The sequence below is a fragment of the Pseudomonas sp. DVZ6 genome (genome assembly GCF_024259445.1).
Classification (GTDB): Bacteria; Pseudomonadota; Gammaproteobacteria; order Pseudomonadales; family Pseudomonadaceae; genus Aquipseudomonas; species Aquipseudomonas peradeniyensis.
Genome location: NZ_JANCLM010000038.1, coordinates 52366 through 65184 on the forward strand (window position 1 = coordinate 52366; position 12819 = coordinate 65184).

Here is a 12819-nt window from a genome sequence, read left to right on the forward strand (position 1 = left end):
CGGATCAGCCGCGCATGATCTCAGGGCCATTGCCCGGCGGCAACTGCGGGCTACCTGGCTGGGCGGCCAGGGCCAGCAGCAGTTCGTCGGCGGGCATCGGCCGGGCGAACAGGTAGCCCTGCTGGAAATCCACTTCGTGGCGTGCCAGGTAGTCGCGCTGTACCTCGGTCTCCACGCCTTCGGCGACGATGCCCAGGCCCAGCTTGGCCGAGAGTTCGATGATGGTGTCGAGGATATGCTGGGACAGGGCGTCGCCGCCGATCATGGCGACGAAGCTCTGGTCGATCTTCAGGTAGTCGACCTGGAATTGGCGCAGGTAGTTGAGGCTGGACTGGCCGGTGCCGAAGTCGTCCAGGGCGATCATCACGCCCATGTCGTGCAGCTTCTCGAACAGTTCCAACGTCACCGGAGTCGGCTCGATCAGCTTGCGTTCGGTCAGCTCCAGGGTCAGTACCACGCGCTTGGGCGGGAAGTGCTGGAGGAAGGTCTGGCAGTCGTCGAGCAGGCCCAGGTCGCGGCAATGGTCGGCGGTGATGTTGATGCCGACATGGAAACCGTCCTCCAGCAGCGCCGCATGCGGGGCCAGGGCTTGGGCGGTGTGCAGCATCAGGGCCCGGGTCATGGCGACGATCTGGCCGCTGTGCTCGGCGTAGGGAATGAACAGGTCGGGGCGCACCAGCCCTTCGCGAGGGTGCTGCCAGCGCATCAGCACCTCGACACCGGCCCAGCGGTAATCCCCCTTGCGTACCACCGGCTGGAAGTACGGCAAGAACTCGTCGGCATCCAGGGCCCGGTCCAGCTCGCCCCGCGATGAGCTGGCGCGGCGGATCTGCCAGCGGCAGGCGGCGCCGGCCGCCACGCCCAGCATCAGCAGCAGGCTCAGCAGGGCGGGGTAGCGCGAGCGCATCAACGCGGCCTGCTTGCCTTCTTCGTAGCCAGCGTGCACATCGAACGGATAACGGGTGGAGGCATACTGCGCGGCGGCGGTGGCCGCGAGCGGCGGCTTGCCGTCGTGAACCTGGCCATCGCTGCCCATCCAGTGATGGCCGACATGCACCTTTACCAGGTTGTCGGCGCCGATCAGGTGCAGCGCGGTGAGCAGGTGGCGGCCATCCACAGTGGTGATCGCGCCACGGTCGCCACGGCCTTCCTGGCTGACCCGGTAGACCAGCAGGGCCTGTCCCGGGGTGACCGAGTTGCCATTCATCAGCCACAGTTGGCCATTGGTGTAGTCCTTGGCATCCACCGGCTCGTCGAAGTCGCCGAACAGCGAGGTGCAGTACAGCCGGTCGTGGTCGAACAGGTTGGTCGAGCGCACGAAGGCGTTGCGCGTCACCTCGATGCGCAGGGCCAACTGCACCTCGTCGCAGGGTAGTCCGGCCTTGGGCAGCAGGTGATGGGCGGCGCTGGACAGGCTGTCGAGGATTGCTTCGACATGGCCGCCCACTTCGCGGGCCGTGGCCTGGCTGCTGGCTTGCAGTTCCTGTTCGGTCTGCCAGCGCATCACCGCCAGCCCGCACAGCAGCGGCAGCACGCCGACACCCCAGGGCAGCAGGGCGCGCCAACTCCAGCGGGCGGGGCGTTTGGCGGTCAGGGGCATGTGCGGGTGGACCTTCTGCAAGGCGACGGGATGCTGCTGAGAATAGCCGTTTGTCGGAACAACCTGCGAACTAAAGCGCGACAAACAAATTTACGCACTGTAGAATCGGGTTACGAATACAACAATAAGGTTCTCCGCCTCCCGGGGAATCAAGCCCGCCGAGAATGGGTCCATATGACATACCATGGGTTCAAGCTGATCATTGGTGACTTCCTGGCCCGCAGCGTGCGCGGGATCCCCTGTTCACCACCACGCCATCTCCACATCCAAAGCCTGTAATAAACCGTTTTTCGCTTATAGATGAGGACACCCACATGGCAGATATCTTCGACAACCCGATGGGCCTGGAAGGCTTCGAATTCATCGAGCTCGCTTCGCCGACTCCTGGCGTGCTGGAGCCGGTATTCCAGATTCTCGGCTTCACCAAGGTGGCCAGCCACCGCTCCAAGGACGTGCACCTGTATCGCCAGGGCGGCATCAACCTGATCCTCAACAACGAGCCCAAGAGCATCGCCTCGTACTTCGCCGCCGAGCACGGCCCGTCGGTGTGCGGCATGGCCTTCCGGGTGCGCAACGCCCATGAAGCCTACGCCCGCGCCCTGGAGCTGGGCGCCCAGCCGGTGGAAATCGAAACCGGCCCGATGGAGCTGCGCCTGCCGGCGATCAAGGGTATCGGTGGCGCGCCGCTGTACCTGATCGACCGCTACGAGGAAGGCAGCTCGATCTACGATATCGACTTCAAGTTCATCGAAGGCGTGGATCGCAACCCGGTCGGCGCCGGCCTGAAGATCATTGACCACCTGACCCACAACGTCTATCGCGGACGCATGGCCTACTGGGCCAACTTCTATGAAAAGCTGTTCAACTTCCGCGAAATCCGCTACTTCGACATCAAGGGCGAGTACACCGGCCTGACCTCCAAGGCGATGACCGCGCCGGACGGCATGATCCGCATTCCGCTCAACGAGGAATCGTCGAAAGGGGCGGGACAGATCGAAGAGTTCCTGATGCAGTTCAACGGCGAAGGCATCCAGCACGTGGCCTTCCTCACCGACGACCTGCTCAAGACCTGGGACGCCCTCAAGGGCCTGGGCATGCGCTTCATGACCCCGCCGCCGCAGACCTACTACGAGATGCTCGAGGAGCGCCTGCCGGGTCACGGCGAGCCGGTCGACCAGCTGCAGGCCCGCGGCATCCTGCTCGATGGCGCCTCCGCGCCGGGCGACAAGCGCCTGCTGCTGCAGATCTTCTCGGAAACCCTGCTGGGCCCGGTGTTCTTCGAGTTCATCCAGCGCAAGGGTGACGACGGCTTCGGCGAAGGCAACTTCAAGGCGCTGTTCGAGTCGATCGAGCGTGACCAGGTGCGTCGCGGTGTGCTGAGCGTCGAATAACGCGCTTTGCCTGCAAGATCCATCGCGGGGCCAGCCCGCTCCCACGCCATGACGGTGTGGGAGCGGGCTGGCCCCGCGATGTTTTTGTGGCGGCTACCGGTTGCGCAAGTAGTGAATGACCGCGTCGGCCACCCCGGCGGTGGATGCTGGATTCTGCCCGGTGATCAGGCTGTCGTCCGCGACTACGAAGGACGCCCATGCATCGTCCGTACAGCTGTACTCGCCACCGCGGGCGACAAGTTCGTTTTCGGTCAGGAACGGTACCACCTTGTCCAGCTCGGCCAACTTCTCTTCGGTATTGGAGAAGCCGGTCACCCTACGTCCCTTGAGCAGTAGGCTGTTGTCGCTGAGCTTGATATTGAGCAGGCCCACCACGCCATGGCAGACCGCAGCGACCGCACCACCGCTTTCGTAGATGCGCCGTGCCAGCTCTTGCAGCGGTTGGTTGTCGGGGAAATCCCACATCACACCATGCCCGCCGGTGTAGTAGATCCCGCTGTACTGCTCTGCCTTGACCTGGCCAGGGCTAAGCGTGGCGCCCAGGCGATTCATGAAGGTCTTGTCGTTGTACCACTGCCAGTCCAGCTCCGGCGCCACGCGCAGGCTGTGCGGATCGATCGGCACATAGCCGCCCGCCGGGCTGACATAGTCGACGGAAAAACCCGCCTGCTGCACTTTGTCGATGAAGTGCACGGCCTCGCCCAGCCACAGTCCTGTGGCGCGCGGGATGGTGGGGTATTTGGCGGTATTGGTCAGCACGACCAGGAGCTTCTTGTTCATGTGTGCATGCCCGTCGAATCCATGGGAAAACGGTTGGCCAGCAAGATCCAAAGCCCTATGAGCATAGCCCGCGCCAGACAATGCGCCATGACCGGTGGGCGCTGTGCTAGTCTGCTGCAAAGTCGACGAACTACCGGGGAAAACCATGGACCAGGGCACTTCCGCTTTCCTGCAGGCCGCCATAGACGAAGCCCGCAAGGGGCTCGAGGAGGGGGGTATTCCGATCGGCTCGGTGCTGGTGCACGATGGCAAGATCATTGGCCGCGGCCATAATCGCCGGGTGCAGAACGGCAGCGCCATCCTGCATGGCGAGATGGACGCCCTGGAAAATGCCGGCCGTCAGCCAGCCCGGGTGTACCAGGAGTCCACCCTCTACACCACCTTGTCGCCTTGTGCCATGTGCAGCGGCGCTATCCTGCTGTATGGCATCAAGCATGTGGTCATCGGTGAGAACACCACGTTCATGGGTGAGGAGCAACTGCTCGACAGCCGGGGTGTACGCCTGGAAGTACACGACGATGAGGCCTGCAAGGCGCTGATGCGCTGGTTCATCGACAAAAAACCCGAGCTATGGGACGAAGATATTGGCCGCTGACCTGCATGCCGGCGAGGGCGAGATCCAGGTCATTCACCTGGCGCCGCCTTCCTCCCCGCTGGCCGCCATGGGCAAACCCATCGCCGCCTTCGACTGGTTCACGACCCCGCTGGGGCCGCTGACGTCCTGGCCGCCCGCCCTGCGTATCGCCGCCGACATGGTGTTGCTGTCTCCGTTTCCCTGTGCGCTGGTCTGGGGCCCGGCGCTGACCGTGATTCACAACGAACCCTACCAGGCCCTGTTGGGCGGTGAGGGTGGCCATCAGGGGCGGTCCTTCGATGCACTCTGGGCGCAGAACTGGGAGGGCATGGGCGCGGCGGTGTTCAAGGTGCTGGAGGGGCAGGGCAGCTTGATCGAGGACGCGCCGTTGCCTGTCAATCGAGAGGGCTTTGCGGCGACGGCCTGGGTAACGGGTTGCTATTCACCTATCCGAAATGACCAGGGTGAGGTTGCCGGCTTCCTGCATGCCCTGATCGAGACCACCGCCAGTATCGAGACCGGGCGTGAGTGGCGTGAGCTGGCGCTGTCCTTCGAGGCGCGCCTGGAGCAGTACCTGAGCGATCCGCAACATACCTGGCAGCTGTCGCCCGACGTGATGCTGATGCTCGATGCCAACCTGCACGTGCGCTCGTCGAATCCGGCCTGGCATCGCTTGCTGGGCTGGGGCGAGGCATCGCACCTGCAGGTGACGTTGCCTGAACTGTTTCACCCTGCCGATCGCACCGAAGCCCAGCTTGCATTGAAGTCGCTGCTGCAGGGACAGGGCATGACGGCATTCGATGCTCGGGTCAGGCACAACGAAGGGCACTATTGCTGGTTCCGCTGGACCGGGGTTGCCGATCCGGCATTGCCCGCGCTGGTGGGAAGGGACCTCACCGCGGACCGCCAGGCGGTCCAACGCCTGGCCGAGGCGGCGGTGCGGGACGGCCAGCGTATGGAAACCGTGGTGAAGGTGGCGGGTGGCCTGGCGCATGAAATGAACAACGTGCTGTCCGGTGTCGGCAGTAGCCTCGAACTGCTCGAACGGCGCCTGGCCCAAGGGCGGATGGAGCGTGTCGAGGAGTATGTGCAGATGGCCCGGGAATGTGCCCAGCGCGCCATTGGCCTGACCCAGAACCTGCTGGCCTTCGCCCGTAGCCAGCCACTGTCGCCCTACCCACTGAACATCAATCACCTGCTGCGGGAGATGGAGCCTTTGTTGCGCCAGACCCTCGGCGCCGAAATGCACCTGGATTGGCAGCTGGATGTTGCGCCCTGGCTGTTGCAGGTCGACTCCGATCAATTACGCAACGCCCTCCTGCATCTTTGCAGCAATGCCCGGGATGCCTGTCTTGGCAAGGGCACCCTGACGATCAGCACTTCCAACGAACGCTTGGCGTCGGGTTGCGAGGGGCCGGCCAGTTTGCCGGCGGGCGACTACGTCACGTTGCAGATCGAGGACGATGGCCACGGCATGTCCCGGGAGGATGTGGCGAGGGCCTTCGAGCCGTTCTTCACCACCAAGCCGTTGGGGCAGGGGGCGGGCCTGGGGCTGCCCATGGTGCATGGTTTCGTGCGCCAGTCGGGGGGGCAGGCGTGGATCGAATCGACCTTGGATCAAGGGACGCGGGTGGTGCTGATGTTCCCGCGCCATTCGGGTGTGATGCCCGAGAGCATCGCCCCGCAAGCGTTGCCGGTTCAGGCCCGGGGCGAGCGGCTGCTGTTGGTCGATGACGAAGTCAACTTGCGCGGCCTGATGAAAGAGGCGTTGGTCGAATGCGGCTTCGAGGTGTGCGATGTGGCCGATGCCAATGGCGCACTGGGCGAGTTCCGGCATCGCGGCCCGTTCGACCTGGTGATCACCGATATCGGCTTGCCGGGAGGCTTCAGCGGGCGCCAGGTAGCCAAGGCGCTGCGGATGATGAAGCCGGAGCAGAAGATCCTGTTCATTACCGGCTTCACCAGCGACCCGGTCGAGCAGGCGTTGCTCGATGAGCCGGGCACGGCGTTGATGTTCAAGCCGTTCTCGCTGCAGACGCTGGTCGTGCAGATTCAGCGCATGTTGCAGGCCTGATAGGGGGGCTCAGAGCCCCTGCTGCAGGTAGGGGTCGTCCGGGTTCTGCCGTTCCAGTTCGGCCAGCAGGACCTGGACATTCTGCAGTTGGCCGGTTTCCTTCCAGTACTCGATCAGCAACACCCGCGCCCGGCGGTTGGCGGGCTGGCGGTTGAGCACGGTTTCCAGCTGCTTCTGCGCGGCATCCACCTGTTCCAGCTGGTGCAGGGTGACGGCCAGGGTATAGCGGTATTCGTTGTTTTCCGGTTCCAGTTCGACCGCGCGTGCCAGGGCCAGCAGGGCGTATTCCTGTTGCTCGTGGCGGGTCAGCCAGCGCCCCAGTTCGTATTGCAGGAACGCCGAGTCGGGGCGCAGCGCCAAGGCCTTGGCCAGCACTTCACGGGAGGCGTCGTGGCGGCCTTGCTGTTCCAGCAGGCGCACCTGGGTGGCCAGGGCGTCCAGCCCCTCGGGCGCCACCGCCAGGCTGCGTTGCAGGGCCCTGGTGGCCGCGTCGTAGGCTTGCTCATGCATGTACAGGCGGGCCAGGTGCACCTGGGCCGCGGCGTCGTCAGGCTGTTGCTCCAGGGTCTGCTCGTATTGCTCCAGGGCATCCTGCAAGGGGCCAAAGTACAGGCCGATGGCGTCGGGGTCGAGGCCCAGCAGCGCGTCTACCGCAGCGAAACGCACGCTTTGCTCGTCATCTTCCAGCAGCGGGCCCAGCACCAGGCTGCGCTGGGCGGCCGGCAGCAGGCGGCGGATGCTGGCGATGGCGGCGCGGCGGACCAGTGGGTCGGCGTGCTCCAGGTCTTGCTGGGCCAGCTTCAGTGCCTGTGGCGACGGATAATGGGGCAGTTCGGCGTACAGCGCGGCGCGGCGGATCGCTGGCAGGTCGTCGCGTTGCAGCTGCTGGTAGAGCACCCGGGCGGCGCCCGGCAGGCCGTCGTGGGCCTGGCGCAGGGCCTTGGCGTAGCTGTGCGGCGGCAGGCTGGGCGCCGCGGGCTGCTGGTCACGCCACAGGTAGCCGATCGCGATGGGCAGTACCAGTACAAGCAGCAGGGCGATCTGGATCAGGTGGCGTCGTTGCATCTGGCGGTCCGGGGTGGCGATACCGCAGAGCTTGGGGCAGGCGGGGGGCAATTGCAATGATGGGGGCTCGCGGGGTGGCTGTTGGGTGTTTGGCGATGGTTTTGCAGCGCCTATGAGACCGAGCGCCGCCCGCGCGGCGCTCGATCGCCCAGGCGCTGCAACTCCCCTGTTGAACACCCACCATTGTCCCCCCTTCCCATGTCAGCCCGCCCCACCTCGATCCATTAGCGTTCCGAGCATTTCCGACTGGCTAAAGCAGGATGCTTACCAATGCTCTTCAACGAACTCATGGCAGCGCTCTCCACCCGTGCGATCCGACTCCAGCGCGAGGAGGCCGACCTGATCGTCGAAGGCGATGAAGACACCCTCGATGACGCCCTGTGGGATGCATTGGCGGCCCACAAGCCGGCGCTGCTGGAGATGCTCGCCGGCCTGGACCATGGCTGGCTGAGCCCGGCGTTGCGCATCACCCCCGACATGCTGCCCCTGGCCGGCCTCGAACAGGCGGCCATCGACCGCATCGTCGCCACCTTGCCCGGCGGCGCGGCCAACCTGCAGGACATCTACCCGCTGGCACCGCTGCAGGAGGGCATGCTCTACCACTACCTCACGGCGGCCGAGGGCGACCCCTACGTGTTGCAGGCGCAGTTGCGCTTTGCCAGCCCTGTACGCCTGCAGGCGTTCGCCGAGGCCCTCGACTGGGTGATCCAGCGCCACGACATCCTGCGCACGGCGCTGGCCTGGGAATACCTCGACCAGCCGCTGCAGGTGGTGTGGCGCAAGGCGCCGCTGGTCTGCGAGGCCGTCGAGCTGAACGACGACGGGGATGCGCTGGGACAGTTGCGCGAGCGCTTCGACACCCACCGCTATCGCATGGACCTGGGCCAGGCGCCGCTGTTGCGCCTGGTGCATGCCCAGGCCCGCGACGGCGAGGTTCTGGCCTTGCTGCTGTTCCATCATACCGTCATGGATCACACCGGGCTGGATATCGTACGCCGCGAGATCCAGGCCTACCTGGCGGGTGAGGGCGAGCGACTGCCGGCCCCGGTGCCGTTCCGCGACCTGCTGGCCAGAAGTCGGCAGACCCAGGATGAACAGGCCCATGAGGCCTTCTTCGGCGCCATGCTCGCCGATATCGACGAGCCGACCCTGGCCTTTGGCGTCCAGGAGGTGGCCGGCCAGGCCATGGAGGAAGCCAGGCTGACCCTGGCTTCCGGCTTCAGCCAGCGCCTACGGGCCCAGGCCAGGCTGCTCGGGGTGAGCCCGGCCAGTATCATGCACCTGGGGCTGGCGCGCCTGCTGGGGGCGTTGTCTGGACGTGAGTCGGTGGTGTTCGGCAGTGTGCTGCTCGGGCGCATGGCGGCGGGTGAGGGCGCTGAACAGGCCCTGGGGATGTTCATCAACACCTTGCCGCTGCGCGTCGACCTGCGCGGGCAGGGCGTGCGTGAGGCGCTGTTGGTCACCCATCGGCAACTGACGGCGTTGCTCGGCCATGAGCAGGCGCCCCTGGCCCTGGCCCAGCGCTGCAGCGGCGTGCTGGCACCGACGCCGCTGTTCAACAGCATGCTCAACTACCGCCACAGTGCCGCGGGCGATGCGGCCGAGGTGATCGCGGTGGCGCCGGGCATCGATGTGGTGGGGGCCGAGGAACGCACCAACTACCCTTTGAGCCTGGCCGTCGACGACCTGGGCGAGGACCTGCGCCTGACGGTCCAGGCGCTCGCCGAGTGGGGCGCCGAGCGCGTGTGCGGGCAGTTGCGGCAAGTCTTCGAAGGGCTGGTGGAGGCGCTCGAGCAGCAGCCCGAGCGGCCTTTGCTGGACCTGCCGGTGCTGACGGTCGAGGAACGCCATCACCTGCTGGTGGACTGCAATGACACGGCGGTCGACCATGACCTGGACCTGCCGCTGCACGCCCTGTTCGAACACCAGGCGCAGCTGCGCCCCAGCGCCGTTGCGCTGGAGGCCGATGGCGAGAGACTGAGCTATCGCCAACTCGACGAGCAGGCCAACCGCCTGGCCCATCACCTGATCGAACTTGGGGTAAAACCTGACGACCGGGTGGCGATCTGCATCGAGCGCGGCGTGTCGATGGTGGTCGGCCTGCTGGCCATCCTCAAGGCGGGTGGCGCCTACGTGCCGCTCGATCCGGGTTACCCGGCCGGGCGCATCCGTCATATGCTCGAAGACAGCGCGCCGCTGGCGGTGCTGGTCCACAGCGCTACCCGCGAGGTAGCGGGCGAGGTGGCGGTACCGCAGGTCGACCTCGACCAGCCGACCTGGGAAGCCTTGCCGGCCACCCGCCCACGGGTGGCCGGGCTCACCCCACGGCACCTGGCCTATGTGATCTACACCTCTGGCTCCACCGGCACGCCCAAGGGGGTGATGGTCGAGCACCGCAGCGTGGTCAACCTGGTGCGCTGGGCCGCCGGGCTGTGCCCGACCAGCGCTGACGGCGCGCTGCTGCACAAGACGCCGATCAGTTTCGACGCCTCGGTGTGGGAGCTGTTCTGGCCGCTGGGCAGCGGGTTGCGCCTGGTGCTGGCGCGAGCGGACGGCCAGCGCGACGCGGATTATGTCGCACGGGAGATCATCGAACGGCAGGTCAGCGTGGTGCAGTTCGTGCCGGCGCTGTTGCAGCAGTTCGTCGAGCAGGCGCGCAGCGCGCAGTGCACGAGCCTGACCGATATCGTTTGCGGTGGCGGCGAGCTGACCGAGTCCCTGGCGCGCCAGGTGCGCGAGCGACTGCCGCAGGTGCGCCTGCACAACGTCTACGGACCCACCGAAACCACGGTCGACTGCACCGTCTTCACCCTGGAGCCCGGACAACCTGTGCCCCACGGCGCGCTGCCGATCGGCCGACCCATCGACAATACCCGCCTGTACGTCCTCGACGACGCCGACCAGCCGCTGCCGTGGGGCGTGGCCGGGCACTTGCACATCGGTGGCGCGGGGGTGGCGCGGGGCTATCTGGGGCTGGCCGGGCAGCAGGCCGAGCGCTTTATCGACAGTCCGTTCGTAGAGGGCGAGCGCCTGTACCGCAGCGGTGACCTGGTGCGTCAGCGCGCGGACGGGAACCTGGCGTTCATTGGCCGTAACGACCATCAGGTCAAGCTGCGCGGCCTGCGTATCGAACCGGGCGAGATCGAGGCCTGCCTGAACCGTCTGCCTGGCGTGCGCGAGGCGCTGGTGCTGGTTCACCAGCACCCGCACAGCGGCCCACGCCTGGTGGCCTACCACAGCGGTCAGGCCCAGGTCGCGCAAGAGCTGCGTGAGCATCTGCTGGGGCAATTGCCCGAGTACATGGTGCCGGCACTGTTCATCCACCTTGAGGCCATGCCGTTGACACCGAACGGCAAGGTCGACCGCAAGGCCCTGCCGGCGCCCGAGGCGCCGACGCGGCAGTACCAGGCACCCGAGGGGCCGGTCGAGACCGCCCTGGCGGCGATCTGGACTGACCTGCTCGGGGTCGAGGCGGTAGGCCGAGACGACAACTTCTTCGAGTTGGGCGGTCACTCGCTGCTGGCGGTGCGTCTGGTCGAACGCATGCGCCAGCAGGCGCTGCAAGCCGATGTGCGGGTGCTGTTCAGCCAGCCTACCCTGGCAGCGCTGGCCGCATCGGTGGGCGGGCATGCGGCCGTCGCCGTGCCGGCCAACCGCATCCCCGCCGATTGCACGCGGATCACCCCGGATATGCTGCCCCTGGCCAGCCTCGACCAGGACGCCATCGATGCGCTGGTGCGGCAGATCCCCGGTGGCCTGGCCAATGTCCAGGATATCTACGGCCTGGCGCCGTTGCAGCAGGGCATTCTCTACCATCACCTGGCCAGTGAAGGCGCCGACCCCTATGTGGTGCAGGCGCGTTTCGCCTTTGCCGGGCAAGCCGAGCTGGACGCGTTCGTCGCGGCACTGAACCAGGTCATCGTCCGTCACGACATCCTGCGCACCAGCCTGCACTGGCAGGGCCTCGACGAGGCGGTGCAGGTGGTCTGGCGCGAGGCGCCGCTGGTGCCAAGCCCGGCGCTGGAGACGCTGCGGCTCGATCTGGGGCAGGCGCCACTGTTGCGCCTGAGCAGCCAGGTCCAGGCCGGGCGCCTGGAGGCGACCCTGCTGCTGCACCATATCCTCCTCGACCACACTGCCGTGGAGCAGCTGGTGGTCGAGATCGGTACCTTGCTGCAAGGGCAGACGGCGCTGCCGGACAGCGTGCCGTACCGCAACTATGTAGCCCAGGCGCGCCTGGGCGCCGATCCGCGGGCCGACGAGGCGCTGTTCCGCGAGCTGCTGGGCGATATCGACGCGCCGACCGAGGTGTTCGGATTGCGTGAGGCCGAGGTTGATACTCGCCAGGTCGGTGAAACCCGTCAGTCGTTGGAACCGGAACTGGGCGCACGCCTGCGTGGCCAGGCGAGGACGCTGGGGATCAGCGTGGCCAGCCTGGTGCACCAGGCCTGGGGCCAGGTGCTGGCGCAGTTGTCTGGCCGCGAGGAAGTGGTATTCGGCACCGTGCTGCTCGGTCGCCTGCAGGGCGGCGAGGGCGCCGACCGGGCGCTGGGCATGTTCATCAATACCTTGCCGCTGAGGGTCAGCGTGGGGGCTGCGGGCGTCGCCGATGGCGTGCGTCTGACCCACCAACGCCTGGCACGCCTGCTGGCCCACGAACAGGCGTCCCTGGCCCTGGCCCAGCGTTGCAGTGGCGTGCCGGCGTCCCAGGCGCTGTTCACCAGCTTGTTGAACTATCGCCACAGTGCCGGCCAACCCGCCCAGGGGCCGGCTTGGGCCGGGATCGAGCTGCTGACCGCGCAGGAGCGCAGCAATTATCCGCTGGTGGTCAGCGTCGACGATTACGGTAATGACTTCAGGTTGACGGTGCAGGTCGTGGCGCCAGTGGACGGTGGCCGGGTCTGCCAGCTGCTGCGCATGGCGCTGCTGCAACTGGTCACGGCGCTGGAACAGGCGCCGATGAGCGCCTTGCACAGCCTGCATCGCTTGCCGGAGGCGGAGCGTGAGCGCGTGGTGCAGCAGTTCAACGGCACGGCACGGGACTACCCGCGTGACCTGGCGGTGCACCGGTTGTTCGAAGCCCAGGCCGTGAATTCACCGGATGCACTGGCGGCAGTCCATGGTCAGCGTCGATGGACTTTTGCCCAGCTTGAGTCCCAGGCCAATCGTCTGGCCTATTACCTGCTTGAACAGGGCGTTCGGGCCGGTGACCGCGTGGCCTTGCTGCTGCCTCGCTCGTTCGATCTGCTGGCGGCCCAGCTGGCCGTGAGCAAGTGCGCGGCGGTGTACGTGCCGCTGGACGGCAATGCGCCGGTCGAGCGTCAGGCGTTCATGC

Annotated in this window: 7 protein-coding genes; 4 read left to right on the top strand and 3 right to left on the bottom strand. The window is 66.4% G+C overall.

Features of this window, described 5'->3' with window-relative positions; genetic code table 11:
- Positions 1-4: 4 nt before the first annotated feature.
- On the bottom strand, positions 5-1600 hold the full coding sequence (locus NMG10_RS20620; protein WP_234561424.1) for an EAL domain-containing protein: 1596 nt from the start codon (positions 1598-1600) through the stop codon (positions 5-7).
- 314 nt (positions 1601-1914) lie between these two features.
- On the opposite strand from NMG10_RS20620, the gene hppD reads away from it, so the two are divergent.
- On the top strand, positions 1915-2991 hold the full coding sequence (gene hppD / locus NMG10_RS20625) for a 4-hydroxyphenylpyruvate dioxygenase (protein ID WP_186734067.1): 1077 nt from the start codon (positions 1915-1917) through the stop codon (positions 2989-2991).
- Between the two features lie 93 nt (positions 2992-3084).
- On the opposite strand, the gene NMG10_RS20630 is transcribed toward hppD, so the two are convergent.
- Positions 3085-3771 carry a type 1 glutamine amidotransferase domain-containing protein gene (locus NMG10_RS20630; protein WP_203647007.1) on the bottom strand — a complete coding sequence of 229 codons (687 nt, stop codon included), beginning with the start codon at positions 3769-3771 and terminating at the stop codon, positions 3085-3087.
- Positions 3772-3916: 145 nt separating this feature from the next.
- Between NMG10_RS20630 and NMG10_RS20635 the strand changes: the two genes are divergently transcribed.
- Both NMG10_RS20635 and NMG10_RS20640 read left to right on the top strand, forming a co-directional pair.
- Positions 3917-4366, top strand: a complete 450-nt coding sequence (locus NMG10_RS20635) for a nucleoside deaminase (protein ID WP_254465040.1) — start codon at positions 3917-3919, stop codon at positions 4364-4366.
- Positions 4356-6419, top strand: a complete 2064-nt coding sequence (locus NMG10_RS20640) for a PAS domain-containing sensor histidine kinase (protein ID WP_254465041.1) — start codon at positions 4356-4358, stop codon at positions 6417-6419. The genes NMG10_RS20635 and NMG10_RS20640 overlap by 11 nt, the downstream gene beginning before the upstream one ends.
- 9 nt (positions 6420-6428) lie before the next feature.
- On the opposite strand, the gene NMG10_RS20645 is transcribed toward NMG10_RS20640, so the two are convergent.
- On the bottom strand, positions 6429-7484 hold the full coding sequence (locus NMG10_RS20645; RefSeq protein ID WP_254465042.1) for a tetratricopeptide repeat protein: 1056 nt from the start codon (positions 7482-7484) through the stop codon (positions 6429-6431).
- 270 nt (positions 7485-7754) lie between these two features.
- Between NMG10_RS20645 and NMG10_RS20650 the strand changes: the two genes are divergently transcribed.
- Positions 7755-12819: non-ribosomal peptide synthetase (locus NMG10_RS20650; RefSeq protein WP_254465043.1), on the top strand; the 5065-nt coding region annotated here is incomplete at its 3' end.

Coding starts and splice junctions, on each gene's coding strand:
- NMG10_RS20630 (WP_203647007.1), bottom strand. CDS start 3,771: ATGAACAAGAAGCTCCTGGTCGTGCTGACCAATACCGCCAAATACCCC.
- NMG10_RS20620 (WP_234561424.1), bottom strand. CDS start 1,600: ATGCCCCTGACCGCCAAACGCCCCGCCCGCTGGAGTTGGCGCGCCCTG.
- NMG10_RS20635 (WP_254465040.1), top strand. CDS start 3,917: ATGGACCAGGGCACTTCCGCTTTCCTGCAGGCCGCCATAGACGAAGCC.
- NMG10_RS20645 (WP_254465042.1), bottom strand. CDS start 7,484: ATGCAACGACGCCACCTGATCCAGATCGCCCTGCTGCTTGTACTGGTA.
- hppD (WP_186734067.1), top strand. CDS start 1,915: ATGGCAGATATCTTCGACAACCCGATGGGCCTGGAAGGCTTCGAATTC.